The organism is Parahoeflea alexandrii (assembly GCF_027214025.1).
Lineage (GTDB): Bacteria > Pseudomonadota > Alphaproteobacteria > Rhizobiales > Rhizobiaceae > Hoeflea > Hoeflea alexandrii_A.
Window position 1 is genome coordinate 487,915 of the sequence record NZ_JAPWHB010000005.1, and the last position, 26,524, is coordinate 514,438.

Here is a 26,524-nt window from a genome sequence, read left to right on the forward strand (position 1 = left end):
AACGGGACGCGTCGGTTCATGCCGAGGCGTCCTTTTCGGCGTTTTTCATGTCATCGCCATGCTGCTTGCCGGATAGCGGCGGCAGCCGAGCGGTCGATCGCCGATTTTGTGTGCACCGCATCATCGAAGGTGGACATGTCCGCCCGCGCCATGCATGCTGACGGACGCCGAAAGGCCGCCCGATCAACGGATATCTCTCATGGCGATTCTGGCACGTGTCCATCACCTGACCCACTACAAATATGACCGCCCCGTCACGCTTGGGCCCCAGGTCATCCGGCTCAGGCCGGCGCCGCACAGCCGCACACGGGTTGTGTCGCACTCGCTCAAGGTCAGCCCGAAACAGCACTTCGTCAATTACCAGCAGGACCCTTACGGCAACTGGCTGGCGCGCTATGTGTTTCCCGATCCGGTGATGGAACTGAAGATCGAGGTGGATCTGGTCGCCGACATGACCGTCTACAATCCCTTCGATTTCTTCGTCGAGGAATCGGCGGAGAAATGGCCTTTCGCTTACCCCGAAGACATCGCCCCCGATCTGGTCATCTATCAGACGCCCGAACCGGCCGGTCCGCGGCTGCAGGCGTTTCTCGATACCGTCCCACGCGATGAAACCGGGACGGTGGATTTCGTTGTCGGCCTCAATGCACGTCTGGCAAACGAGATCGGCTACGTCATCCGCATGGAGCCGGGTGTGCAGACGCCGGAGGAAACCTTCCAGACAGGCAAGGGGTCGTGCCGCGACACCAGCTGGCTGCTTGTTCAGACGCTCAGGCATCTTGGCTTCGCCGCCCGGTTCGTCTCGGGCTATCTGATCCAGCTCAAGCCGGATCTGGTGGCGCTCGACGGACCTCCGGGCACCGATCATGATTTCACCGATCTGCATGCCTGGGCCGAGGTCTACCTGCCCGGCGCCGGCTGGATCGGCCTCGATCCGACATCGGGTCTGCTGACCGGTGAGAGCCACATTCCGCTGGCCGCCACGCCGCATTACCGCAATGCCGCGCCGATTTCCGGTCTTGCCAGTTATGCCGAGGTCGACTTTGCCTTCGACATGCGGGTCGACCGCATGGCCGAGCATCCGCGCATCACCAAGCCGTTCAACGAGGAATCCTGGGCTGCACTCGATGCGCTCGGCCACGACATCGATACCAAGCTCAAGGCCGGCGACGTAAGGCTCACCATGGGCGGCGAGCCGACCTTTGTCTCGATCGACGATTTCGAGAGCGAGGAGTGGAACACCGCCGCCGTCGGCCCGCAGAAACGCGAAGCCGCCGACAAGCTGATCCGCAGGCTGCGCAAGCGTTTCGCGCCGGGCGGTTTCCTGCATTACGGCCAGGGCAAGTGGTACCCGGGCGAGACCTTGCCGCGCTGGACCTTTTCGCTTTACTGGCGACGGGACGGCAAGCCGATCTGGTTCAACCCCGAACTCATCGCCGAAGAGGGCAAGGACACAGGCCAAGCGACGCCCGAAACCGCCAGGGATCTGCTCGCCGCCATCGCCGATAATCTCGGTATAGAAGATGATCACGTGGTTCCGGCCTATGAAGATCCGGCGGAGTGGATTCTCAAGGAAGGCAACCTTCCCGACAATGTGACGCCGGACAATTCAAAGCTCGAAGACGCCGAGGAGCGCCACCGCATTGCCACCGTGTTTTCTCGCGGGTTGGCGACCCCGTCGGGCTTCGTGCTGCCGGTGCAACGCTGGCAATCGAAGGCCGCCGGTCGTGGCTGGCGCTCGGAGAAATGGAAGACCCGGCGTGGCCATGTCTTCCTGGTCCCGGGTGACAGCCCGGTCGGCTACCGCCTGCCGCTCGGCTCCCTGCCGCATGTTCCTGCGTCCTCCTATCCCTTCGTCAACCCGTCGGACCCGACAGAACCGAAGGATGATCTTCCGGATCCGGCCCGCAAGGCTCTCGATGATGCCTTGGCGGACTCCCGTGCCGCAGACGCCGCATCGCAGGCACGGGCCCAGTTCACTGCTGCCGAGGCCACCCAGCAGCGGGTCGAGCAGAGCATCAGCGATCTTGATGGCGCCGTCCGCACCGCGATTTCCGTCGAGCCGCGTGATGGCCGCCTCTGCGTCTTCATGCCGCCGGTCGAAAAGGTCGAGGACTATCTCGAACTGGTTTCGGCTGCCGAGGTTGCCGCCGACCGGCTTGGCCTGAAAGTCCACATCGAAGGCTACGGACCACCGCATGATCCGCGTCTCAATGTCATCCGGGTCGCCCCCGATCCAGGCGTGATCGAGGTCAATGTCCACCCGGCCACCAGTTGGGAGGAATGCAAGGCGATCACGGAAGGGGTTTACGAGGAAGCCCGCCAGACCCGGCTCGGCGCCGACAAGTTCATGATCGACGGGCGCCACACCGGCACAGGCGGCGGCAATCACGTGGTCGTCGGCGGCGCTACCCCGCTCGACAGCCCGTTCCTCAGGCGTCCTGACCTTCTGGCCAGCCTAATTCTGCACTGGCAGCGGCACCCCAGCCTGTCTTATCTGTTTTCCGGCCTGTTCATCGGGCCGACCAGCCAGGCGCCGCGCATTGACGAAGCCCGCCATGACGGCCTGTACGAGCTCGAGATGGCGCTCGAGCAGATTCCTGCGCCCGATGCCGGCAATCCGCCCTTGCCCTGGCTCGTCGATCGTCTGCTGCGCAACCTCCTGACCGATGTCACCGGCAACACCCACCGCGCCGAGATCTGCATCGACAAGCTCTATTCGCCCGATGGTCCGACGGGCCGGCTTGGACTGGTCGAGTTCCGTGGCTTCGAAATGCCGCCCGAGCCGCGCATGAGTCTCGCCCAGCAGGTGCTCATCCGCGCTCTCATCGCCCGGTTCTGGCAGAGCCCGGCCACGGGACGCTTCACCCGCTGGGGTACCAGCCTCAACGACCGCTTCATGCTGCCGCATTTCATCTGGGAGGATTTCCTCGACGTGCTGCGCGACCTGCGCGACCACGGCTTTGACCTGCGCTCGGAGTGGTACGAGGCGCAGGCCGAGTTCCGGTTCCCGTTCTGCGGCGAGGTGAGCTATGAGGGCGTCCGGCTCGAATTGCGCCAGGCGCTCGAACCCTGGCACGTTCTGGGCGAGACCGGAGCCATCGGCGGCACCGTGCGCTACACCGACAGCTCGGTCGAGCGTCTGCAGGTCAAGCTCGAAACCGCCGATCCGTCGCGCTACATGGTCGCCTGCAACGGCCGTCCGGTGCCGCTGGCAAACGCCGGAAAGGCCGGCACCGCCGTGGGCGGCGTGCGCTACAAGGCATGGCAGCCGGCGCTGGCGCTGCATCCGGTGCTGCCGGTCGATGCGCCGCTGACCTTCGACATCTTCGACACATGGTCGGGCAAGCCGCTGGGCGGCTGCGTCTATCACGTCGCCCATCCCGGCGGCCGCAGTTACGATACGTTTCCCGTCAACGGCAACGAGGCCGAGGCCCGGCGGCTGGCCCGGTTCGAGCATCGCGGCCATACGCCGGGCGCCACGACGCCCGTGCCGGAAACGCCGCACCCCGAGTTTCCGTTCACGCTCGATCTGCGCCGCAAGCCGGGGATCTGACCGGTGCCCAACTCCGCCCAGGCCCAGGCACCCGGCCGCCCGTCCATTTTGACCGGTTACACGGCCCTGCCGGGCGTGCCGGATGAATTGCTGCGCGAAGACGGGACGATCAGGCCAGAATGGGTCAGCCTGATTGCCCATCTCGATGGATTGAGCCCGGATGAGCGCGAGCGCGCCTTCGCCCGCGGTGCGCAGTATCTTCGCGACGCGGGGGTCTTCGTCAGGCATTACGGGGAAGAGAAAAGCCCGCGCGACTGGCCCTTGAGCCCTGTGCCGGTGATCCAGCCCGCCAGCGAATGGCAGGATTTGGCCGAAGGCCTGGCCGAACGGGCGGACCTGCTCGAAACCATCGTCGCCGATCTTTATGGTGAGAACCATCTGGTCGAAGACGGACACCTTCCCGCGGGCTTGATTGCGTCCAATCCCGAATGGCTGCGCCCGCTCATCGGGGTGAAGCCTGCCTCTGGGCATTTCCTGCATTTCCTGGCTTTCGAGATCGGCCGCGGGGCCGATGGTGGCTGGTGGGTGCTGGGCGATCGGACCCAGGCGCCCTCTGGCGCCGGATATGCGCTGGAAAACCGGGTCGCATCCGTCCGCGCCTTTCCCGGCTATTACAGCGGTTCCAATGTCGAACGCCTGGCGAGTTTCTTCCGCAGTTTTCGCGACGGACTCAATGCGATGCGCCGCGAGGAAGGCAGCAGGGCAGGGATCCTGACGCCTGGTCCGATGAACGATACCTATTTCGAGCACGCCTACATCGCCCGGTATCTCGGCATGATGCTGCTTGAAGGCGATGACCTTGTGGTCGACGACGGCCGGCTGATGGTTCGCACCGTCTCCGGCCCCAAGCCGATCAGCGTGCTCTGGCGCCGCATGGACGCGGCGTGGTCCGACCCGCTCGAACTGGAGTCAAGCTCGCGCCTTGGCACGCCGGGCCTGCTCGGTGCCGTCCGCTCGCAGGGCGTCACGATGATCAACGCGCTCGGCGCCGGCGTTCTTGAAAGCCGCGCCTTCCTGGCCTTTCTGCCGCGCCTGTCGGAAGTCCTGCATGGCAAGCCGCTTGCGATCCCCAATATCGCGACATGGTGGTGCGGGAGTGAGACCGAGCGCGCCCATGTCCGCGCCAATGCCGATACGATGCTGATCGGTCCGGCCAACTCCACCCGCCTGCCGTTGGAGTTCGAACCCGGCGCGGTTCTGCGTGGAGACATGTCGGGGATCGGCCTCGATCTCGACACCTGGCTCGGGAGGGAAGGCCGCAACCTGATTGGCCAGGAACTGGTTTCCCTGTCGACCACGCCGACTTGGGAGGATGGCCGCCTGAAGCCGAAGCCGATGCGCATCCGCGTCTTTATGGCCCGCACCCGCGACGGTTGGCAACTGATGCCCGGAGGCTTTGCCCGGTTGGCAGCCACCAGTCAGGACCCGTCCGCCGTTTCCTTGCGCAGTGGCGGCACGGTGGCCGATGTCTGGGTTGTCTCCGACAAGCCGGTGTCCGAGGACACCATGCTTGCCCACACCGACGAAGTCTTCGTGCGGACCTCGCCCGGGCTGCTGCCAAGCCGCGCCGCCGACAACCTGTTCTGGCTCGGCCGCTACGTCGAGCGGGCTGAAGGCCAGATGCGCCTGACCCGGGCCTATATGAGCCGGCTGCCGGAAACGCCGGCCAGTGGCACGCCGCTGATGAGCAGGCTTGAGACCTATCCCGAAGATCATGGTCTCGACATCGCTGAAGGCGTGCCCGCAACTCTCGAACGGACAATCGCCATGGCGGTCAACGCCGCCAACCAGGTGCGAGACCGGTTTTCGGTCGACGCCTGGGCATCGCTGGCTGACCTGGAGCGGACCGTCGGCAAGATGCGCAAGACCGTGGTCCCGGGCGATGATGCAGCTTCGGCCATGGGCGTTCTGTTGCGCAAGATCACCGGCTTCTCCGGTCTGGTGCATGAGAACATGTACCGTTTCAGCGGCTGGAGGTTCCTGACCATCGGCCGGTCGCTTGAACGCGCCATCGCCATGGCCGACCTGCTGGCGGCTTTTGCGGAATGGTCAGGCCCGCATGGCGGTTTCGAACTGTGCGTTGAAGTCGGTGACAGCGTCATGACCCATCGCAGGCGCTATCCGGTTGCGGCCAGCCGTGACACGGTTGTCGACCTCCTGGCGCTCGATCCGCTCAACCCGCGCTCGATCGCCTTCCACATTGATGAAATCCGCGACCAGGTCAGCCTTCTGCCCGGCGCGGATGTCAACGGGCAATTGTCCCAGCTTTCCCGTGCGGTGCTCAGGGTGCAGGCAGATCTCTCCGTCAACACGCCGCAAAGCCTTGATCAGTCCAGGCTGGTGGAGTTGCGGCAGGCGATCGGGTTGCTGACCAACGATCTGCACGCCCAGTTTCTCGAGTGACGATGCTCTACGACATCAAGCTTGGCATCAATTACATCTTTCAGGCGCCGGCTGCCGGCGCCCGCCAGATCTTGCATGCCATGCCGTTGACCATCCCTGGCCGCCAGCGCCTGATCGCCGGCAGCATCGATATCGATCCGGCGCCGGCCATGCGGCGCGAGCGCAGCGACTTTTTCGGCAACCGCTTGACCGAGATCGCGTTCAACGAACCTCACAGCAAGGTTGTGATCGGGCTCAAGGCAAGGGTGGAAGTGACGGGCGGAGCCGAACCGGCGGCAGCCTCGGTCGACCTCCGGGATCTGGCGGGGGCGCTGGATGCCGAGAGGGATCTCGGCCCCCGCTCGCCGCTGCATTTCCTGCCGGCGTCTCCCTACGCCAGGCCCGATGCGGCGATTGCCGATTGGGCACTGACGCAGGCCCGGCCCGAACAGCCGGTCGGGGAGATTGTTGAGGATCTCGGGCTGGCGTTGCATCGGGAGATGCGGTTCGATGCCGAAGCGACAACCGTCGACACGCCTGCCGCCGAGGCCTTCGCCGCACGGCATGGGGTCTGCCAGGATTTCACCCACATCATGATCATTGCGCTCAGAGCCCTTGCCATCCCGGCCGGCTATGTCAGCGGTTATCTCAGAACCCTGCCGCCGCCCGGACAGGAGCGTCTCGAGGGTGCGGACGCCATGCATGCCTGGGTGTCGGCCTGGTGCGGTCCCGGTGTCGGCTGGGTCGAGTATGATCCCACCAACGCGGTATTTGCTGGAACCGATCACATCGTGGTCGCCTACGGACGTGACTATTCTGATGTCGCGCCGGTGCGCGGCGCCATGCGCACTGCCGGCGGGCAGACCAGCAATCAGTCGGTCGATGTGGCGCCGGTCGGATCGTAGAATCGGAGCCGCGGTTCAGCGTCCGCGGATGCGCGGATCGAGCGCGTCGCGAAGTCCGTCGCCGATATAGTTGACGCTCAGCACGGTCAGCGAGATCGCCAGGCCCGGCCAGAACACCCGCTCCGGATATTGCTGCAGGTAGTCGATCGCATCGAACAACAGCCGTCCCCAGGTCGGGAAATCCGGCGGGAAGCCTAGACCGAGGAACGACAGCGCCGATTCGGTGATGATCGCGGTGGCGATCCCCAGCGTGGCCGAGACCATGATCGGCGAAAGCACGTTGGGAAGGATGTGGCGCAGGATCATGCGCCGGGACGGCGTGCCGATAGACCGCGCAGCGAGCACGAATTCCCGTTCCTTCAGCGCCAGCACCTCGCCGCGGACGATGCGGGCGGTCTGCATCCAGCTTGTCACGCCGATGGCGGACACGATCAGGATGAAGGTGCCCATTTCCGGTCCGAAGCTGCGCGACAGGGTCTCGCGGAACAGCATCACCATGACCAGCAGAAGCGGCAGCAGCGGCAGTGCCAGGAACAGGTCCGTCAGCCCCATCAGCAGACCGTCAAGCTTGCGGAAAAATCCGGCCACCACGCCGATCAGGGTTCCAAGCAGGACGCTGATCAGCATTGCGGTGAGTCCGACTGCGATCGAGACCTGTCCGCCTGCCATCATCCGCGCCAGGATGTCCCGGCCCAGCTGATCCGTGCCGAACGGGTGAGCCAGGCTGGCTCCTGAGTTTCGGGCGCGGATGTCGATGAAGGTCGGCTCGATGGTCCACAGCAGCGGGCCGATGGTCACGGCCAGCACGATGAACAGGAACACCGCCGCGCCGAACAGAGCGCCCTTGTGTGTCTTGAACTGGTCCCAGACGTCCCACCATTGCGAGCGTCCCGACGTGTCGGCCTTTGCCGGTTCCAGCATGGGAGCGTCAGTCATAGCGGATCCTCGGATCAAGCAGGCCGTAGAGCACGTCGGCGATGAGATTGCACAGCACGATCAGCACGGCGAAGATGAAGGCCAGCGTCTGCACCATCGGCAGGTCGTTGGCGTAGATCGCCGTGATCAGCAACTGACCCAGCCCGTTCACCTTGAAGATCTGCTCGGTGATGATGGCGCCGCCGAAGATAGACGGGATGCCGAGCGCGATGACGGTGACCACCGGGATCATCGAATTGCGCAGCACGTGCACCAGCAACACCACCTTCTCGGTCATGCCCTTGGCCCTGGCGGTCCGCACATAGTCGTGATTGAGGTTGTCGAGCATCGAGGCGCGCATGAAGCGGGACAATTGCGCCGTTGTCTGCAGCGCCAGCACCATCACCGGCAGCGTCATCTGGCGGATCTGCTGGCCGAAGCTCTCGAAATCGTTGACCACCAGTGTGGTGTCGTAGATCGACGGAAACCACGGCAGCATGATCGCGAAGAACACGATCATCAGCACGCCGGAGAAGAACGGCGGCACCGAAAACCCGATCATGGAGACGAAGGTTCCGATCTGGTCGAACCAGGAATATTGCTTGTAGGCCGAGATGATGCCGATCGGCAGCGCGATCAGGACCCCGATCACGTAGGCAAGTCCGACCACCCAGAGAGTCTGCGGCAGGCGCTGGATGATGATGTCGAAGACGGGTGCGCGGAACTGCCAGGAGAGGATGCGCTGCATGCCTTCGGAGAAGCTGGTGCCGGCCACCCAGTCTACGAAGACGAGCGGCTCGACCCAGAAGAACTGCTTGGCCCACAACAGGTAGCGGACATAGGCGGGGGAATCGAGACCCAGTGCGTCGCGCATCTTCTGGCGCACTTCGGGCGGGATGCTCAGCGGCTGGTCGGCGAGCGGATCGCCCGGCGCCAGGTCCAGGAGCAGGAAGATGATCAGACTGATGAGCACAAGCGTCGGTATCGCCAACAACAATCGTCGGAATGTAAAGGTCAGCATGGGCGACGCCTCGGTTCAGCAGTTTGGCGCAGGAAATGTGCAGGAGAGGGGAATGGCCCCGCCGGAGCGGGACCATTCATTGCCTGCATTACTTGATGCGGTACCAGTCCGCGGCATTCCACAGCTCGGAATCCCAAGTGTTGAGGACAACACCGCCGAGGCTGGTGGAATGGGCCGAAACGCGGCCGCGATCGACCAGCGGCACGATGGTCATCGTGTCCTTGGTGATCATGTCGTTGAGCTTCTTGGCGATTTCGGCGCGCTTGGAGATTTCGCCGGTCTTGCCGAGTTCGGCAACCAGTTCATCATAGGCCGGATCGCAGAACCGGTTGATGTTCTCGCCCTGCCACTGTGTTTCCGGCCGGGGAGCCTTTTCGCAGGTGTACTGGCCCAGATACTGCTCCGGATCGGTTCCGTCGAAGTTGTTGGCGTACATTTCAACGTCCGCATAGAACTTCTGGAAGGTGTCAGGCGATGCGGGATCACCACCGAAGAACACGGATGAGTCGATGTTCTTGAGTTCGGTCTCGACGCCGACATCGGCCCACCACTGCTTGATCAGCGCCTGGAAGTCCTGGCGAACTGCGTTGGTCGAGGTCTGGTAGAGAAGCTTCAGCTTCTTGCCGTCCTTTTCACGCACGCCACCGGCGCCAACGGTCCAGCCGGCTTCGTCAAGCAGAGCCTTCGCGCCTTCCACGTCCTGCGTCAGGCATTCGGTGTTGTCCGATGCAAACAGTTCCGGTGCGGGAACCAGGTTGCAGGTCGGGCGACCGGCCTGGCCGTAGCCGATCTCGACCAGCAGGTTGCGGTCGATCGCCATCGAAAGCGCCTTGCGCACCTTGAAGTCCGAAAGGATCGGATGTGGGTGCTTGGCGGTCGCGCGCTCGCCTTCCGGCAGGTCCGGCGACGGGTCGGTCATGTTCATTTCGATACGTTCGACCAGCGTGCCGAAGCCCGAGACCGGCATACCCTTGCCGCCTTCTGCCATCTTGGCGATGACGTCGGGTGCGAGCTGCAGGTTCCAGGCATAGTCGTACTCGCCGGTTTCCATGACGGCGCGGCCTGCTGCTGCCGCGTCGCCGCCGCCCTTGAAGGTCAGTGTCGCGAAGGCCGGCTTGGCCGGATCGCGGAAGTTTTCATTGGCCTTCATGGTGATCACGTCGTTCGGCTTGAAGTCGGTGACGACGAAAGGACCGGTGCCGATCGGGCCGAAGTTGGCCGAGGTGCATTCCTGGGCCTTGGCGCCGAGGCAGTTTTCGAACTGTGCCTTCTGGATCACCGGAGACTGCGCGCCGACAAAGGCTGCGTAAGGCACGGGCTTCGGACCGGTGAAGTTGACGATGATGGTCAGGTCGTCCGGCGTGTCGATGCTCTTGACGCCGTCGAACTTGGCGCTCTGCGCGCAACCGCCATCCGGCGCCATGCAGTATTCCGCGGTGAACTTGACGTCAGCCGAGGTTACCGGGGTGCCGTCAGACCACTTGAGGCCTTCCTTCAGCTTCCAGGTGATCGAGGTCAGGTCAGCGGATACGCCGCCGTTTTCAACTGTCGGAATCTCGTCGACAAGGAAGGGAACCAATGCGCCCTTCTCGTTGAAGCGGGCCAGCGGCTCGACGACCAGCGAGGAAGCTTCGATATCCTTGGTACCACCAGACAGATACGGGTTCAGGATCGAAGGCGCCTGCCAGTAGATAATCTTGACTTCGCCATCCGAGCCTCGTTCGGCGTGTGCGACAGGTGCGATCGCCATGGCGGCGACGGCACCCATCAGAATAGTTCTCAGTTTCATGGCTGTCTCCTTGTTGATTTTTCAGTTTTTTATGTCGCCGGCGGTTGGTTCCGCGGTCGTTGTCATGCTCTCGGAATAAAGATGGCAGGCCACCTGTCTTCCGCCTCCGAAATCCCGGACTTCCGGCTCAATCCGCCGGCAGATGTCCATGACCTTCGGGCATCGGGTTGAGAAGTTGCACCCCTTTGGAGGATTGGCCGGCGAGGGCACGTCGCCCTGCAGAACAATCGGTTTGCGGTGCCGTTCCAATTCTGGATCGGGTTCCGGCACGGCAGAGAGCAAAGCCTGTGTGTAGGGGTGAAGCGGCTCTGCAAACAGTGCTTCCCGCGACGCGACTTCGACAATCCGGCCCAGATACATCACCGCCACCCGGTCCGCGATGTGGCGAACCATCGACAAATCGTGGCTGATGAAAAGGTAGGTCAGGTTGAGCCGGTCCTGCAGCTCCTCGAGCAGATTGACCACCTGCGCCTGGATCGAGACGTCAAGCGCTGCAATCGGTTCGTCGCAGACAATGAACTTCGGGTTCAGCGCCAACGCCCGCGCAATGCCAATACGCTGGCGTTGCCCGCCCGAAAATTCGTGCGGATAGCGTTTGGCGAAGGCCCGGTTGAGCCCGACCCAGTCCATCAGTTCGTAGATCCGGGCAAGCCTTTCATCCGACGAGAGCTTCATGTGCTCGTCAAGCGGCTCGCCGATGATGCTGGCCACGGTCATCCGCGGGTTGAGGCTGGCCTGCGGATCCTGGAAGATCATCTGCATCATCGGCCGCTTCGAGCGCAGGCTGTCGCGGTCCACATGGGCGATTTCGGATCCGTTGATTTCCACGGTGCCGCCGGTGACATCATAAAGCCGCAGGATCGAGCGGCCGACGGTCGACTTGCCGCAGCCCGATTCTCCCACCAGGCCGAGCGTCTCGCCGGGCATGATGTCGAAGCTGATGCCGTCCACCGCCTTGATGTCGCCGACATGGGTTCTGAACAGTCCCGCGTGAATCGGGAAATACATCTTGAGATCCCGCACCTTGACGAGCGGGTTTGCGGATTCGGCATCAGCCATCGACGGCCTCCGGCTCTGGCGTTGAGGCCTTGTCCAGCAGGAAACAGGCGGCGCGGTGGCCCGGTGCCGAAATTCCGGTCAGTGTCGGATTCTCCTGCGAACAGCGGTCGAAGGCAAACTGGCACCGGTTGCGGAATGAACAGGCCGCCGGGGCTTCGTACATGATAGGCGGCTGGCCTTCGATGACCTGCAGCCGTTCCGCGCGCGGGCCGCGCACCGCAGGGACGGTCTTCAAGAGTGCCTGCGTATAGGGATGCTGCGGATCGCGGAAGATCTCGCCCACGGGCCCTTCCTCGACCACCTGGCCGGCATACATCACCATCACCCTGTCGGCGATGCCGGCAATGACGCCGAGATCGTGCGTGATCCAGATGATCGCCATGCCCAGCTTCTGGCGCAGTTCCTTTACCAGTTCGATGATCTGCGCCTGGATGGTCACGTCCAGCGCTGTGGTCGGTTCGTCCGCGATCAGCACCTGCGGATCGCAGGCGAGCGCGATGGCGATCATCACCCGCTGGCGCATGCCGCCCGAGAACTGGTGCGGATAATCCTTGAGCCGCCGTTCGGCGTCGGGGATGCCGACAAGCTGCAGAAGCTCGATCGACCGCGTCCGCGCTTGCGCCTTCGACAGGCCCAGATGCGCCCGCAACGGCTCGGCCAGCTGGAATCCGATCGTGTAGACCGGGTTGAGCGATGTCATCGGGTCCTGGAAGATGAAACCGATCTTGGAGCCGCGCACTTTCCGCAACTCCTCCGGGCTGATCTTGAGCAGGTCCTGACCGTCAAACATCACTGCGCCGTCCCTCATCTCCGCGGGCGGAGAGGGCAGGAGTCGAAGCAGCGACATCATGGTCACGGATTTTCCGGATCCGCTTTCCCCGACCACGCCGAGCAATTCGCCCGGACGCAGATCGAAATCGACGGAGTTGACCGCGTGAACTTCACCGCCGCGGGTGCGGAAAACCGTTTTAAGCCCTTTAACATCCAGAATTGGCATGGCCGTGTCTGGCATACTGTACCCCTCGGGAGATGTTTTCCCGTTATTTTTGTTGCCGGTCTGATCTCGCGATCGCCGGTGGCCCATACTATTGACCAATTTCTCTCTGGTTGACCAGTGGGCTTTTTCAATTTGACCGATAAGTATCCAAACGTGCTACGGCTCGAAATTAAATTTCCCGCAAAACCGGCGCTGGACAATGGCAGCCGTCGTGAACAAAAGTGTGGAAATCGGCACGAGACTGACGAATTCAACTAATTTGAGGCCCGTTAATGGAAGACAGTTCTAACACTCGCGAGATTCTGGCAAAACTGGTTTCGTTTCCCACAGTCAGCCGTGACACCAATCTGCCGCTTGTCGAGTGGGTTGAGTCCTATCTTTCAAGCCATGGTGTCAGCTCCGAACGGATCATGAGCCCCTGCGGCACGAAGGCACATCTCTACGCCCAGACCGGTCCGGAAATCGACGGCGGGGTCATCCTGTCCGGACACACCGACGTTGTGCCTGTCGATGGTCAGGCCTGGTCCACCGATCCGTGGACGCTCACGGAACGGGACGGAAAGCTCTATGGTCGCGGCGCCTGCGACATGAAGGGCTTTGACGCGCTGGCGCTTATGGCAATGGCGCGCGCGGCAAAACTCCCGCTCAAGCGCCCGCTGCAACTTGCATTGTCATTCGATGAGGAGGTCGGCTGCGTCGCGGTCGTCGATCTGGTCGAGGCGATGATGGGTAACCTGCCGCGTGCCCGCGACGTCATTGTCGGTGAGCCAACGATGATGCGTGTGGTCACCGGTCACAAGGGTGGCCTGGCCTATCATGTCCACGTCCGCGGCTTCGAGGTGCATTCGTCGCTTTTGCCTTACGGAGTAAGCGCCATCATGCAGGCGGCGAAGCTGATCGACTGGGCCAATCAGCGCAACGCGGAAAATGCTGCGCGGCAACCGTCCGAATTGGCGGCGCCCTTCGATCCGCCGTTTACCACCCTGCATGTTGGTAAGATTGAAGGCGGCACCGCGCACAACATCACCGCGAAGGATTGCCACTACTTCATGGAGTTCCGGTTTGTGCCCGGTGAAAGTCCTGAAGACTGGGCGAGGGCATTCGAGGCCAAGGCGGCCGAACTTTCAGCCGAGATGCAGAAGATCCATCCCGACACCGGGATCGATCTCACGCCGGGTTTCGCGTTGCCGGCACTGGCGCCCGAGACCGATGGCGCGGCCGAAACGCTGGCGCGCCGTCTGACCGGAGACAATGGCCGGCATGTCGTCAGCTACGGCACCGAAGGCAGCCAGTTCCAGGTCCGTGGCTATTCGACGGTGATCTGCGGTCCAGGCGACATCGCCCAGGCGCATCAGCCCGACGAGTTCCTGTCGCTCGAACAGCTGGCCGCCGGCGAGGCGTTTATCGACCGGCTGCTTGATTCGCTCTGCAAGTAGGCGATCAGTCAGAGCCAGTGTCGAGATACTCGATCAGGCAGGGTCGGGGCAGCTCCTTCAGCGCCGAAATCACTGCGTCGCGGCTGGTGACCCGGCATGAGGCAAGGCCATAGGCGGATGCGACCATTGAAAAGTCCGGCGCCGACGGGGTGACCCCGATCGGGGTGATGTTGGAGCCGGTCATCGAGGTTTCGATTTCCCGGTAGCCGGCATTGTTCCAGACCAGGAAGGCCACGTCGGCGCCGCAATCGCGCGCGCTGCCAAGCTCGGCAAGCGTGAACTGGAAACCGCCATCGCCGAGCAGCGCCACCACCGGGCGTCCGGGATGGGCCAGCGCCGCGCCGATCGCCGCCGGCGCCGCATAGCCGAGCGTGCCAAAGCCGGTGGCGGAATTGAACCAGGCGGTTTGCCGCGGCGCCTCGACATACATGTTGCCGGCATAGACCAGCTGGGTCGAATCCCCCACAAGCGTAGCCTCGGGCAAGGCCGTCCAGATGTTCTGCAGCAAGTCGACATGGCCGAGATAGGCTTCTCCGATTTCACCCTTGGCCGCCTCGCGCGCCTTGCCTGCGCGCGTTGCGCCGTCGTCCGTTTGCCCTTGCGCCCACGCGCCAGCATTGGCGAGCATGTCTTCGATGAAGGCTCCAAGTCCGGCCCTGATCGCCAGTTCCGGCCTTGGGCCGCGTGCCAGCTGGTCGGCGTCGATATCGACCCGGATCAGGTTTGCCGGAAGCGTAAATCCGCCATCCTCGTACATGTCGCAATCGGTCGGTCCCAGCTCTGTCCCAAGCGCCAGCACGAGGTCGGAGCCGGCAAGCATTTCGCGGACGCAAGAGAGACTTGGGCTGGCCGGAACATCGAGCGGGTGGCCCGACATGATCCCTCTGGCATTGGTAGTGCTGATCACCGGGGCGTCGAGCGCTTCGGCAAATCGCCGAACCGCATCGCCCAAGCGAACAGAACCGCCACCGATCAGGAGGACGGGCTTGCTTGCTGCCGCGCACATGCGGGCGGCGGAGGCGAGCTCGTTCGAGGACACGCGCGGCGGACTTGAGTCAGGCATCTCGAACGCCTGATCCGGCGCCGGCAGTTTCATCACGTCGGTGGGGATTTCGATATGGACCGGCCCGGCCCGCCCGCTGGTCATGATCGAAAAAGCCTGTTGCAGGACCTCGCCAAGCTGCGCCGGCTCCGTGAGCGTATGCGACCACAGCGCCACGCTGCTGGCGAGCGCTGCCTGGTCGGGCAGTTCATGCAGATGCCCGCGTCCCTTGCCCAGTGTCCGGGTGGCGTTGACGCCCGAGATCACCAGCATCGGGATGCTGTCGGCACGCGCCTGCGCCATGGCGGTCAGCGTGTTGGTCAGGCCCGGCCCGGTGATGACGAAGCACACGCCGGGCCGCCCGGTGACGCGGGCATAGCCGTCGGCCATGAAGCCCGCGCCCTGTTCGTGCCGCGGCGTGACATGGCTGATCGAGCTGGTGGCAAGACCGCGATAGAGCTCGATGGTGTGCACGCCGGGAATGCCGAACACGGTGTCGACGCCGGCCTGTTCCAGCATGGTCACCAGCGCTTCGCCGACGGTGGGTGATCGGGCTGTCATCACAGGCTCTCCACGAAACGCGCGATGCGGTTGCAGGCTTCGAGAACCGATTCATCCGGCACCGTCAGGCTGAGCCGCACCAGCTTGCCGGCATTGTCGCCGAAGGACGAGCCGGGCATCACCGCAACGCCAGCCTCGAGCAGGCGCCAGGCAAAGTCCTCGCCGCTGAGCCCGGTTCCGGAAACGTCGAGGACGATGAACATGCCGGCCTGCGGACGGAAAGCGGTGATTCCGTCGAGCTTTTCCAGCCTGTCCGCAAACACGCCGGCCCGGCGCTTGTAGGACTCCCGCATCCGCGCCGAAGTCGGCAGGTCCGAATTGAGCGCAAAAGCCGTCATGTCGGCGATGAACGGCTGGTTGCCGAACAGCATGGTTTCGGAAAACGGCAGCAGTTTCTCGCAGAATTCATGCGGCCCAACCGCCCAGCCGCTGCGGAACCCCGGGGCCGCGTGGGATTTGGAGATCGACGAGACGGCGATCACCCGGTCAGCGAGATCAGGATTGTCGAACGGCGAGGCGAAGGCGCCGTCAAAAACCAGCTCTTCATAGACCTCGTCGGCAATGATCCAGAGGTCGTGTTTCTTGCAGACTGCGCCGATCTTGGCGATTTCCCCGGCGGTCAGCACCGCGCCTGTCGGGTTGTGCGGCGAGTTGAGCAGAAGTACCCGGGACTGGGGTGTGATCGCCGCCTCGAGGTCGGCCGCATCAAGCCGGAACCCGTTCTCCGGCCTGAGCACGACCGATTCCCGGTGCGCGCCGCTGGCGGCGATGATGCCCTCATAGGTCGCGTAGAACGGGTCGCCGACAAGCACGCCGTCGCCGGGCCCCGTCAGTCCCATCATGGTCGCGAACAAGGCGGTCTGCGTGCCCGGAAAGCACAGCACGTTGTTTCCATCCACGCCCGGCCGCCGCCGCGCGTAACGGGCGGCAATCGCGTCCAGCAGTTCCGGTTCGCCCCGGCCGCTCGAGTATCCCGTCCGGCCGGCCAGCATCGATTGGTGGCAGACCTCGAACAATTGCGGATCGGGCGGCTGGTCCGGCTCCCCGATGGTCAGTTCGATGATGTCGGCGCCCTCAGCCCGCATCGCCCTGCAGCGCTGGTGGATGGCCCATTTCGCTCCGCCGGTATGTGCCAGCCGCTCGGTAATTGCCGCATATTTCATTCTGTTCATTCCCTGAATTCAGCCGGGTCGATGCCGAGCAGTGTCGCTGTTGAATCGAGTGCGATCCGGACCACGTCCATGCGGGAGAAATCATCGCCGCCCATGGAGATTTCGATCCACAATCCGTCGAGCAGCGCGTTCAGCACGATCGCGTGTTGCCGGATGGTCTGTTGTGAAGCATCTGTCCCGCGTTCCCGCAGGCATTCGCCGACCAGCTGTTCGATCAGGTCGCGGAAAGCCTGGTAGCCCTCGCGGTGCGCCTCGGCCATCACCGGGTCGGAGTTGACCGTTCCGATGAACGCCGCCCAGATCGACAGGGTCCGCCCGTCGGCCACCGGCGCGGTCACCGAGGCGCGGATCAGGCCGGCAAGCTGCGTGTGGGCCGGACCGTCACCGCAGCCTGCGGCGGCCATTTCGATCAGGTCGGCGATGAAGGTCCGGTAGGCTGCCGCGACAAGCCGTTCCTTGTTGTCGAAGTAGCGGCGGATCAGACCGGGCGTTACGCCGGCGCGGTTGGCGACTTCCCGCACCGTCGCGCCGGCCAGTCCCAGTTCCGCGACACTGTCGAGAGTTGCCGCGATCAGGTCGTTTTGCCGGACCGCCTCGGGTTCGCGATGAAACGTCCTGCGCGTCATTCCCGCCACACGGGGCGCGTCAGGCAGGTCGGACCGCCTTCGCACGGAATGCACAGCGCATCGGCGTTGAACGCGGTCACCTTGCAGCCGGCCTGTTCCATCAGCGCGCGGGTCTTCGGAAACCCGTCGACCATGACGACTTCGCCGGGCGTCAGCGCCAGCACGTTGAGATTGAGCCCGTTGGAAGCCGCGAACTCGTCGTCCGGGGCTTCGACCAGCGTATAGTCGCGCTCTTTGAGCAACTGCCAGAAGGCCACCGGCAGCATCGGCGCGTAGACCAGCGCCAGTTTCTCGTCGAGCGGTGAAATCACCGACATCAGGTGCAGGCAGGCATCCGCGCCGTTGCCGAGCGGAAGATCGAATCCGAGCACGCTGACGCCGAGCGGAGCGAGGATTTTTCCCAACTGCTCGATGCCGGCCTGGTTGGTGCGCACGCCACGACCGACCGCAAGAGTGGTCTTGTCGACCCAGACGCAGTCGCCGCCCTCGACCGAGCCGGGCGCTTCGATCCGCCCGAGGACCGGAATGCCGGCGGCTTCATAGGCGCTTGCATGCAGGTCGGGCTCCGCCATCCGTCCGGGCTTGCCCATCCTGAGAATGACCGCACCCTTGTCGGTGACAAGCGAAGGGTCGTGGGTGAACATCGCATCCGCGAGACCATCGCCCTTGTCCTCGATCCAGATGATCTCGGCGCCGCTTGCGGAGACGAGATCGGCGAAGATGCCGAACTGTTCGATGGCGCGATTGCCGTCGAAGCCGGGGCCATAATGCCAGTCTTCTGCCTTGGCCTGGCGCAGGCTGTCTCCGGGGGCGCGCATGATGACCCGCTTGAGCGGGGGAGTCATGGATTGAGATCCGTATGTCATGAAGGGGTCCGTTCTGGGGAAAGCAATTTTTGAAATTATACACTTGATTAATTACTGCGCAAGGGTCACGATTGCCCCGTACCGCTCCATGAGGAGCATCAGAGGAAGCGAATGAGCAGTCGACAATCCGGCGCAAAAACCGGAACCGCATCACCTCCGCCCGCTGTTGAAGTCTCAGGTCTTCACAAGAGATTTGGTGACCTTGAGGTGCTCAAGGGCGTGTCTCTGTCGGCCGCCAATGGCGACGTGGTCGCCATCATCGGCGGATCGGGGTCAGGCAAGTCGACGATGCTCCGCTGCATCAACATGCTTGAGCTTCCGACCAGCGGTGCCATCAGCATTCAGGGCGAGACCATCGAGATGAAGCCCGATCGATGGGGGGGGCTGCAGCCCGCAAATGCGGCACAGCTCCGCCGCATCCGCACCAGGCTTGCCATGGTGTTCCAGAGCTTCAATCTCTGGCAGCACATGACGGTGCTCGGCAATGTCATCGAAGCGCCAGTGCAGGTCATGGGCGTGCCGCGCGACGAGGCGATTGCGCGCGCCGAGAAACTGCTCGACCGCGTCGGTCTCTCCGACAAGCGGGATGTCTACCCGGCGTTCCTGTCGGGCGGCCAGCAGCAGCGCGCGGCGATTGCCCGTGCTCTCGCAGTCGAGCCGGAAGTCATGCTGTTCGACGAGCCGACCTCGGCGCTCGATCCCGAACTGGTAGGCGAGGTGCTCGCCGTGATTGCCGATCTGGCGCGCGAAGGCCGCACCATGCTCTTGGTGACACATGAAATGAAGTTCGCCCGCGAGGTCGCCAATCATGTGGTCTTCCTTGCGGACGGGGTGATTGAGGAGGAAGGTCCGCCGGACGTGATCTACAGCGCGCCAAAGTCGGAGCGTCTCAAGAAATTCCTTGCGACCGTTCAATAGTCCAAGGTTCAATGGGCAAAGCCCGAACTCTTTAACAGGGGAAAATCATGAAGAACAAAATCATCACCGCATTCGCAGCCCTCGGCATGACGCTGGCGGCCCACGCCGCATCCGCTGAAACCGTGCGCGTCGGCGTCGCCGCCGAACCCTATCCGCCTTTCACCGAACCGGATGCCGCCGGCAACTGGACCGGTTGGGAAATCGACTTCATGAACGCGGTCTGCACTGAGGCCAAGCTCGATTGCGTGGTCACCCCGGTCGCCTGGGACGGCATCATTCCGGCGCTGACCTCGAACAAGATAGACGCGATCGTCGGTTCGATGTCGATCACCGAAGAGCGGATGAAGACCATCGATTTCTCCGACAAGTACTACAACACCCCGTCCGTCATCGCGACCGCCAAGGGCTCGGGCATCACTCCTGATGCCGCCGGCCTGAAGGACAAGATCATCGGCGTCCAGGTCTCGACCATTCACCAGGATTACGTCACCACCCACTTCGGCGACGTGGCTGCCGAGGTGAAGGAATACCAGACCCAGGACGAGGCCAACCAGGATCTCGCCGCCGGTCGCGTTGACGCCATCATGGCGGATTCGCTGGCGCTTGATGCCTTCGTCAAATCCGACGCCTGCTGCGAGATCGTCGGTGCAGTCGAAGATGACCCGGCTATTCTGGGTGCCGGTGTGGGCGTCGGCCTGCGCAAGGGCGATGATGCGCTGCGCGAGAAGTTCAACACGGCGATCGCCACCATCCGCGAGAACGGCACTTACGACGAGTTCTCCAAGAAGTATTTCGACTTCGACATCTACGGTAAGTAACATGCCGGTCACGGCGCATTGCGCTCTAACCGGCCCGGCGGGTAATCTCCGCCGGGCCGGCAAGGTCGTTTTCCATGCTTGAGTGGATTGCGGGCCTCGCTTCCTGGGAGCTGCTGGCGCTCGAACCGCCGGGCTGGGGAGGCGTGCTGCTCGGAGGCCTCGCCATCTCGCTCCAGGTCGCTGTCGGCGGCTATCTCCTGGGCTTTCTGATTGGCGTCGGCGGCGCCACGGGCAAGCTCTATGGAGGCCCGATCCTGCGCGATCTTCTCGACGTCTACACCACGCTTGTTCGGGCCGTCCCCGAACTGGTTCTCATCCTGCTGCTCTATTACGCAGGTACCGATGCGCTCAACCAGCTGATGCTGCTGATCGGCGCCGAGCGTGTCGATATCAGCGGTCTTGCCGCCGGCATCTTCGTCATCGGCGTGGTCCAGGGCGCCTACCAGACCGAGGTTCTGCGCGGCGCCTTCAAGGCCGTACCTCATGGCCAGATCGAGGCGGCGCGCGCCTATGGCATGTCGTCGCTGCAGGTGCTCAGGCGCATCACGCTTCCCGGCATGCTGCCCCATGCCGTTCCCGGTCTCGCCAATCTCTGGCTGATCGCCACCAAGGATACAGCGCTGCTGGCGGTGGTCGGCGTCGCCGAACTCACGCTGGTGACCCGCCAGGCCGGCGGCACCACCAAGTCCTACTTCCTGTTCTTCTGCGCTGCTGGCCTGCTCTATCTGCTGGTGACGTTGATCTCCAATGTCGGCATCCGCCGCGTTGAACGCTATGCCCGCCGTGGCATGCCGGCGGTGCGCTCATGAGCCCCGAAATCCGAAGCTGGCGTGAGCCACACCGGCTGGTGCTGCTGGCCATCGGCATCGGCATCATCGTCTTTGCCGCAATCAACATGCGATGGGATTGGCTGCCGCGCTATTCCGGCCGGCTCGTCGAAGGCGTCGGCACCACGTTGTGGCTGTTGTTTCTGACCAGTGCCCTCGGCTTTCTGCTCGCCGTGCCGCTTGGACTGGCCCAGGCCGCAGGACCGTTCTGGCTGTCGGGACCGGCGCGCATGTTCTGCACGGTCATCCGGGGCACGCCATTGCTGTTGCAGCTCTGGCTTCTCTACTACGGCCTCGGCTCCCTGTTCGCCTACTGGCCCGAGATCCGCCAGTCCTGGGCCTGGCCCTACCTTCGCTCCGCCTGGCCCTACGGCGTGCTGGCGCTGACGCTCTCCTTTGCAGGCTACGAGGGCGAGGTGATGCGCGGGGCATTTGCCGGCGTGCCCAAGGGAGAACTCGAGGCGGGCCGGGCTTATGGCATGTCGCCGTTGACAGTATTCCGGCGGATCTGGCTGCCGCGCGCCATCCATCGGGCGCTGCCGACGCTCGCCGGCGAAACCGTGTTGCAGCTCAAGGCCACTCCGCTGGTCGCCACCATCACGGTGGTCGATGTCTACGCCATCATCTCACGGGTACGCCAGGACACCTACCTGACCTATGAACCGCTGCTGCTGCTGGCCTTGATCTACATGATCCTGACCGGGATCCTGGTGCTCGCTTTCCGCTGGCTGGAGGCAAAGGTTCCGGTCAAGGGTGGTTGATCAGTGGTGGTTGATCAACCGCGGTTGACGCCGGCCGCCTTGCGGGCAGTGGAAGGCTGTTTCCGGCTTGCGCTCGGCGACAGGCCGAACTGGCGGCTGAAGGCGCGAGAGAACGAAGATTCCGAGGAGAAGCCGGTCCGCGACGCGATGTCGGTCATGCTCAGCCGCGTATCGTTGACCAGCCGCCGGGCCGCAGCCAGCCGGAGCGACAGGAAGTAGGCGCCGGGGGTCTCACCCAACTGCCGGGAAAACAGCTGTTCCAGGCCACGCGCCGACATCGACACCCGCCGGGCGATCGCCGCGATGCTGACGGGCGTGTCGATATGGGCTTCCATCAGCCGGATCGACCGCACCAGCCGCGGATCGTGATTGGCGTCGCCGAGGGTGACGTTCACCTGCGGGTCGCCCGCAGCCCTCTGGTCGTCGTGAACGAAGCTGCTCGCAACATCCAAAGCTGCTGGGTGGCCGAGCACCTGGCGCACGATGTCGACCATCATGTCGAAGGTAGGCGAGGCGCCCGATGTGGTGATGAAGCGGCCGTCCGTCACGTAGCGGTCGGGCCTCAGATCGACATTCGGAAAGGCTGCGGCGAAGTCCTCGAAATCCTCCCAGTGCGTGGCGGCGCGATGCTCGTCGAGCAGTCCTGCGCGCGCCAGCAGCCAGGGACCGGATTCGATCCCCATGACGATCATCGCGTTGCGTGCCGCCCGGTAGATATGTCCGATGAGCCGCCGGTCGGTCATTTGCGCCGCGCCAAACCCCGCCACAATGCCGAGGACATCGCACCGCGATGAGGGATCATGCCTGCCGGATACCGGCCAGCCGATACCCGAGGACGTCGCCGGCGCGTCTCCGTCGACCGAGACGAAGCGCCATTCGAACACGAGGCGGCCTGATTGCCGGTTGGCAGCCCGCAGGGGCTCGACAGCGCTTGCAAGTGTCAGCAACGAGCATCCGGGCAGCACCAGCAGGTCGACCGTGATAGGTCGCCCGCTTTCCGAAATCCCCGGCAGGATTTTGTTTTGTGTCATGTTTCCTTCGTAAATGGAAAGGCATCGAGCCGCAAGCCGGTCATCATTACCGGACCATCAAGAGGAGGATTGCTGAATGCCATTGACCATGAACCGCGAGGTCTTCATCACCTGCGCCGTCACGGGCTCAGGCTCCACCCAGGACCGCAGCCCGCATGTGCCGCGCTCACCCGAGCAGATCGCCAATTCTGCGATCGACGCGGCCAGGGCCGGCGCCGCCATCGTCCATTGCCATGTCCGCGATCCCGAGACAGGTGCGCCCCGCCGCGATGTCGCGCTCTACCGCGAGGTCACCGAGCGCATCCGCGAAGCCGAAGTCGACGTGGTCTTGAACCTGACTGCCGGCATGGGCGGCGACATGGTGTTCGGCCCCACCGAAAAACCCTTGCCGCTCAATCCGGTCGGCACCGACATGGCCGGCGCGTCCGAACGCATGAAGCACGTTCTTGAGTGCCTTCCCGAAATCTGCACGCTCGATTGCGGCACCATGAACTTCGCCGAGGCCGACTACGTCATGACCAACACGCCGGGTATGCTGCGCGCCATGGGCGGCATGATGACCCAGCTCGGCGTCAAGCCGGAGATCGAGGCCTTTGATACCGGCCATCTCTGGTTCGCCAAGGAACTGGTCAAGGAAGGCGTGCTTAAGCCTGATGCGCTGGTGCAGCTCTGCATGGGCGTGCCCTGGGGCGCGCCGGACGACCTCAACACCTTCATGGCAATGGTCAACAACGTGCCTGCCGACTGGAACTGGTCGGCCTTCGCGCTCGGCCGCAACCAGATGGCCTATGTCGCGGCCGCCGTGCTGGCTGGCGGCAATGTCCGGGTCGGGCTCGAGGACAATCTCTGGCTCGGCAAGGGCGAACTCGCCACCAATGCCCAGCTTGTCGAGCGTGCCGTGACCATCGTCGAGAATATGGGCGCACGCGTCATCGGTCCCGCCGAGGTGCGCGAGCGGCTGAACCTGACCAAGCGCGCGCCTGCATCCGCCTGACAACGTTCCCGGGGAGGGGATCATGGAGAAGGTCAAGTTTACCGCGATGAAGGACGGTGACCGGGAGGACTACGAGTTCCTCACCGAGCACGAAATCGAATACGCTTCCAAGACCGCCGAGCGGCTTCTTGGCGCGATGGTCGAACTTGATGAAAGCCTGTCAGGCTATCAGGTCACCCGGCTCGGCCATTCGCTTCAATCGGCCACCCGCGCCTGGCGCGACGGTGCCGATGTCGACTGGGTGGTCTCGGCGCTGCTGCACGACATCGGCGACATCTACGCGCCCTACAATCACGATGAATATGCCGCAGCCATTCTCCGTCCCTTCGTGCGCGAACAGTGCTCCTGGGTGGTCGAAAAGCACGGCGATTTCCAGAAGCTCTACTATGCCCACCATCTCGGCGGCGACCCGAATGCCAGGGATGCCTACAAGGGCCATGCTTATTACGACGACTGCGCCACGTTCTGCGAGCGCTGGGACCAGTCGAGCTTCGATCCCGACTACCCGCATGAAAACATCGACTTCTTCCGCTTGATGGTCGAGGAAGTCTTTGCCCGCAAGGCCTATGACCCGGCCGTCATCCGTGCCGGCGAACGGGTTCCCCTGACAGATTCAACGACAGCCGAAGGGCGAAACGCATGAGCGAAATCAAGAAGGCCGCCATCATCGGCGGCGGTGTGATCGGCGGCGGCTGGGCTGCCCGGTTCCTTCTCAATGGCTGGGACGTGATCATCTCCGACCCCGATCCGGAAGCCGAGCGCAAGGTTGGCGAAGTGCTTGCCAATGCCCGGCGCTCGCTGCCGGCCCTGTCCGATGTCAGCGTGCCGAAGGAAGGCAGACTGAGCTTCGCCTCTTCAATCGCAGAAGCGGTCAGCGATGCCGACTGGATCCAGGAGAGCGTGCCCGAGCGCCTCGACATCAAGCACACGATCCTCGCCGAGATCCAGAAGCACTGCCCCGCCGACGCGTTGATCGGCTCCTCGACGTCAGGCTTCAAACCCTCCGAATTGCAGCAGGGTGCGGCCCGTCCCGAGCAGATCTTCGTCGCCCACCCCTTCAACCCGGTCTACCTGCTGCCGGTGATTGAACTGGTCGGCGTCCAGGCGACGCTGGAGCGCGCCCGCGACGTGCTCGACGGCATCGGCATGAAGCCGCTGATCGTCCGCAAGGAAATCGACGCCCATATCGCCGACCGCTTCCTCGAAGCCGTCTGGCGCGAGGCGCTGTGGCTGGTCAAGGACGGCATCGCCACCACCCAAGAGATCGACGACGTCATCCGCTTCGGCTTCGGCATGCGCTGGGCGCAGATGGGTCTGTTCGAGACCTACCGCATCGCCGGCGGCGAAGCTGGCATGCGCCATTTCATCGCCCAGTTCGGCCCGTGCCTTTCCTGGCCCTGGACCAAGCTGATGGACGTGCCGGAACTCACCGATGAGCTGACCGACATGATCGCCGATCAGTCCGACGCGCAGTCGGGCATGCATTCGATCCGGGAGCTCGAGCGCATCCGCGACGACAACCTGGTCGCCATCATGCGCGCGCTCAAGGGCCGCAACTGGGGCTCGGGTGAATTGCTCAACACCCATGACGCGCGCAACAAGCCGGCCTTGCCGACCGCCATCGATGCGCCGTTCACGACGCTCGAGCGCGTTATCCCGGTCGACTGGATGGACTACAACGGCCACATGAACGAAAGCCGCTACGGCCAGGTGTTCTCTGATGCCGGCGACGTGGTGATGCAAATGGTCGGCGCCGACCAGGACTATATTGCCAGCGGCCTGTCCTATTTCACCGTGTCCAACGAGATCGGCTATCTCAACGAAACCCATCTGGGCGACGCGATCCATGTCCGCACCCAGGTGCTCGAGGCACGCGGCAAGAAGCTGCGCATGTATCACGAGATGATCCGCACCGCGGATGGTGAACTGCTTTCGACCTGCAACCAGCTGCTCATCCACGTCTCGCTTGAAACCCGCCGTGCTTGCGAGCCCGAAGGCGAGGTTCTGGCAAAGATCACGGCACTTGGCGAGGCGCAGTCGAAACTGCCCAAGCCCGCCAGCATGCGGGATTGAGGGGCGTAACCATGAGCCAGCGCGTCCTCATCACCGGTGGCGGATCGGGCATCGGCAAGGCCATGGCCGAGACCTTTGCAGCCCAGGGCGCGCGTGTGCTGGTCACCGACATGGACCAAGCGGCGCTCGATCAGTGTCCCGGCGGTTGGCTGAAAGAGCAAGGCGATGCCAGCGATCCCGCTCATATGCGCGCTGTGTTCGACCGCATCGCGACCGAGTGGGGCGGGATTGACGTCGTCTGCGCCAATGCAGGAATTGCCGGGCCCACGGCCCTTGTCGAAGACGTCGAGCCCGAGGATTTCCGCCGCTGCATGGCGGTCAATCTCGAAGGCGCGTTCCTGGCGGCCAAATATGCCGCGCTGATGATGAAGGCGCAGAAATCCGGCGTGATCCTGATCACGTCTTCGAATGCCGGTCTTTATGGCTTCCCCAACCGGGCACCCTACGCGTCGGCAAAATGGGCGGAGATCGGGCTGATGAAGACCTTGGCCATGGAACTCGGCCCCTACGGCATCCGCGCCAACGCGATCGCGCCGGGCTGCGTCGAAGGCCCGCGCATCGACGGCGTCATCGAGCGCGAGGCGAAGGCCAAGGGAACCACGCCGGACGTGATCCGCGCCGGTTACGAGGCGGGCGTGTCGATGCGCTCCTTCGTGACCGCCCAGGACATCGCCAACATGGCGGTCTTCCTCGCCTCCGACGGGGCAAGGCTGGTCTCCGGCCAGGTAATCGCCGTTGACGGCCATACAGAAAATCCAGACCCAAAGGTTTAAGC

General features: G+C 63.7%; 22 protein-coding genes. 12 read left to right on the forward strand and 10 right to left on the reverse strand.

Going from position 1 to position 26,524, the window contains the following annotated elements:
* The first annotated feature begins 199 nt into the window (after positions 1–199).
* The 3 genes from O4H62_RS18670 to O4H62_RS18680 are packed head-to-tail and all read left to right on the forward strand — an operon-like array spanning position 200 to position 6,843.
* Complete coding sequence (locus O4H62_RS18670; RefSeq protein ID WP_269390128.1) at positions 200–3,556, forward strand: DUF2126 domain-containing protein; 3,357 nt, start codon at positions 200–202, stop codon at positions 3,554–3,556.
* Positions 3,557–3,559: 3 nt separating this feature from the next.
* Positions 3,560–5,959 (forward strand): circularly permuted type 2 ATP-grasp protein, encoded by a 2,400-nt coding sequence (locus O4H62_RS18675; RefSeq protein WP_269390129.1) that lies wholly within the window; start codon positions 3,560–3,562, stop codon positions 5,957–5,959.
* 2 nt (positions 5,960–5,961) lie between these two features.
* Positions 5,962–6,843, forward strand: a complete 882-nt coding sequence (locus tag O4H62_RS18680) for a transglutaminase family protein (RefSeq protein ID WP_269390130.1) — start codon at positions 5,962–5,964, stop codon at positions 6,841–6,843.
* Positions 6,844–6,858: 15 nt separating this feature from the next.
* On the opposite strand, the gene O4H62_RS18685 is transcribed toward O4H62_RS18680, so the two are convergent.
* The 5 genes from O4H62_RS18685 to O4H62_RS18705 form a co-directional block, all read right to left on the reverse strand.
* Positions 6,859–7,779 carry an ABC transporter permease gene (locus O4H62_RS18685; RefSeq protein ID WP_269390132.1) on the reverse strand — a complete coding sequence of 307 codons (921 nt, stop codon included), beginning with the start codon at positions 7,777–7,779 and terminating at the stop codon, positions 6,859–6,861.
* Entirely contained in the window at positions 7,772–8,779 is a 1,008-nt protein-coding gene (locus O4H62_RS18690; protein ID WP_269390134.1) for an ABC transporter permease, read from the reverse strand. Before O4H62_RS18690 ends, O4H62_RS18685 begins: the two co-directional genes overlap by 8 nt.
* Before the next feature lie 88 nt (positions 8,780–8,867).
* The gene (locus O4H62_RS18695; RefSeq protein ID WP_269390136.1) at positions 8,868–10,568 is read right to left on the reverse strand and encodes a peptide ABC transporter substrate-binding protein; all 1,701 of its coding nucleotides are present in this window, start codon (positions 10,566–10,568) and stop codon (positions 8,868–8,870) included.
* A gap of 21 nt (positions 10,569–10,589) precedes the next feature.
* Complete coding sequence (locus tag O4H62_RS18700) at positions 10,590–11,627, reverse strand: ABC transporter ATP-binding protein (RefSeq protein ID WP_269390137.1); 1,038 nt, start codon at positions 11,625–11,627, stop codon at positions 10,590–10,592.
* Positions 11,620–12,624 carry an ABC transporter ATP-binding protein gene (locus tag O4H62_RS18705; protein WP_269390139.1) on the reverse strand — a complete coding sequence of 335 codons (1,005 nt, stop codon included), beginning with the start codon at positions 12,622–12,624 and terminating at the stop codon, positions 11,620–11,622. Before O4H62_RS18705 ends, O4H62_RS18700 begins: the two co-directional genes overlap by 8 nt.
* A gap of 272 nt (positions 12,625–12,896) precedes the next feature.
* On the opposite strand from O4H62_RS18705, the gene argE reads away from it, so the two are divergent.
* A complete protein-coding gene (argE, locus tag O4H62_RS18710) occupies positions 12,897–14,060 on the forward strand; it encodes an acetylornithine deacetylase (RefSeq protein ID WP_269390140.1) in 1,164 nt (387 codons plus the stop codon).
* A gap of 4 nt (positions 14,061–14,064) precedes the next feature.
* On the opposite strand, the gene O4H62_RS18715 is transcribed toward argE, so the two are convergent.
* From O4H62_RS18715 to O4H62_RS18730, 4 genes are read right to left on the reverse strand one after another with little or no spacing between them, the layout of a single operon-like run.
* Positions 14,065–15,663: a 5-guanidino-2-oxopentanoate decarboxylase gene (locus O4H62_RS18715; RefSeq protein ID WP_269390141.1), complete on the reverse strand. Its 1,599-nt coding sequence runs from the start codon at positions 15,661–15,663 to the stop codon at positions 14,065–14,067.
* Positions 15,663–16,826 (reverse strand): pyridoxal phosphate-dependent aminotransferase, encoded by a 1,164-nt coding sequence (locus O4H62_RS18720; RefSeq protein WP_269390143.1) that lies wholly within the window; start codon positions 16,824–16,826, stop codon positions 15,663–15,665. The genes O4H62_RS18715 and O4H62_RS18720 overlap by 1 nt, the downstream gene beginning before the upstream one ends.
* Before the next feature lie 5 nt (positions 16,827–16,831).
* Entirely contained in the window at positions 16,832–17,461 is a 630-nt protein-coding gene (locus O4H62_RS18725) for a TetR/AcrR family transcriptional regulator (RefSeq protein ID WP_269390145.1), read from the reverse strand.
* Positions 17,458–18,306, reverse strand: coding sequence for a dimethylarginine dimethylaminohydrolase family protein (locus O4H62_RS18730; protein ID WP_269390146.1), 849 nt, complete (start codon positions 18,304–18,306; stop codon positions 17,458–17,460). The genes O4H62_RS18725 and O4H62_RS18730 overlap by 4 nt, the downstream gene beginning before the upstream one ends.
* Before the next feature lie 132 nt (positions 18,307–18,438).
* On the opposite strand from O4H62_RS18730, the gene O4H62_RS18735 reads away from it, so the two are divergent.
* The 4 genes from O4H62_RS18735 to O4H62_RS18750 all read left to right on the forward strand — a co-directional run bounded on the left by O4H62_RS18735 (position 18,439) and on the right by O4H62_RS18750 (position 21,651).
* Positions 18,439–19,245 (forward strand): ABC transporter ATP-binding protein, encoded by an 807-nt coding sequence (locus O4H62_RS18735; RefSeq protein WP_269390147.1) that lies wholly within the window; start codon positions 18,439–18,441, stop codon positions 19,243–19,245.
* Between the two features lie 47 nt (positions 19,246–19,292).
* Complete coding sequence (locus O4H62_RS18740; RefSeq protein WP_269390149.1) at positions 19,293–20,063, forward strand: transporter substrate-binding domain-containing protein; 771 nt, start codon at positions 19,293–19,295, stop codon at positions 20,061–20,063.
* A 74-nt stretch (positions 20,064–20,137) separates the two neighbouring features.
* Positions 20,138–20,872 carry an ABC transporter permease gene (locus O4H62_RS18745; RefSeq protein ID WP_269390151.1) on the forward strand — a complete coding sequence of 245 codons (735 nt, stop codon included), beginning with the start codon at positions 20,138–20,140 and terminating at the stop codon, positions 20,870–20,872.
* Positions 20,869–21,651, forward strand: a complete 783-nt coding sequence (locus O4H62_RS18750; RefSeq protein ID WP_269390152.1) for an ABC transporter permease — start codon at positions 20,869–20,871, stop codon at positions 21,649–21,651. The genes O4H62_RS18745 and O4H62_RS18750 overlap by 4 nt, the downstream gene beginning before the upstream one ends.
* Positions 21,652–21,665: 14 nt before the next feature.
* Here the strand turns inward: O4H62_RS18750 and O4H62_RS18755 are convergent, their stop codons facing one another.
* Entirely contained in the window at positions 21,666–22,682 is a 1,017-nt protein-coding gene (locus tag O4H62_RS18755; RefSeq protein ID WP_269390154.1) for a GlxA family transcriptional regulator, read from the reverse strand.
* A 76-nt stretch (positions 22,683–22,758) separates the two neighbouring features.
* Here O4H62_RS18755 and O4H62_RS18760 point away from each other — a divergent pair, with 76 nt between their 5' ends.
* Genes O4H62_RS18760 through O4H62_RS18775 form a run of 4 tightly spaced genes read left to right on the forward strand, consistent with a single transcriptional unit; the run spans position 22,759 to position 26,522 of the window.
* Positions 22,759–23,676, forward strand: a complete 918-nt coding sequence (locus O4H62_RS18760; protein ID WP_269390155.1) for a 3-keto-5-aminohexanoate cleavage protein — start codon at positions 22,759–22,761, stop codon at positions 23,674–23,676.
* A 22-nt stretch (positions 23,677–23,698) separates the two neighbouring features.
* Positions 23,699–24,319 carry an HD domain-containing protein gene (locus O4H62_RS18765; RefSeq protein ID WP_269390156.1) on the forward strand — a complete coding sequence of 207 codons (621 nt, stop codon included), beginning with the start codon at positions 23,699–23,701 and terminating at the stop codon, positions 24,317–24,319.
* The gene (locus O4H62_RS18770; RefSeq protein ID WP_269390158.1) at positions 24,316–25,749 is read left to right on the forward strand and encodes a carnitine 3-dehydrogenase; all 1,434 of its coding nucleotides are present in this window, start codon (positions 24,316–24,318) and stop codon (positions 25,747–25,749) included. Before O4H62_RS18765 ends, O4H62_RS18770 begins: the two co-directional genes overlap by 4 nt.
* 11 nt (positions 25,750–25,760) lie before the next feature.
* A complete protein-coding gene (locus tag O4H62_RS18775) occupies positions 25,761–26,522 on the forward strand; it encodes an SDR family oxidoreductase (RefSeq protein ID WP_269390159.1) in 762 nt (253 codons plus the stop codon).
* The last annotated feature ends 2 nt before the right edge of the window (positions 26,523–26,524 follow it).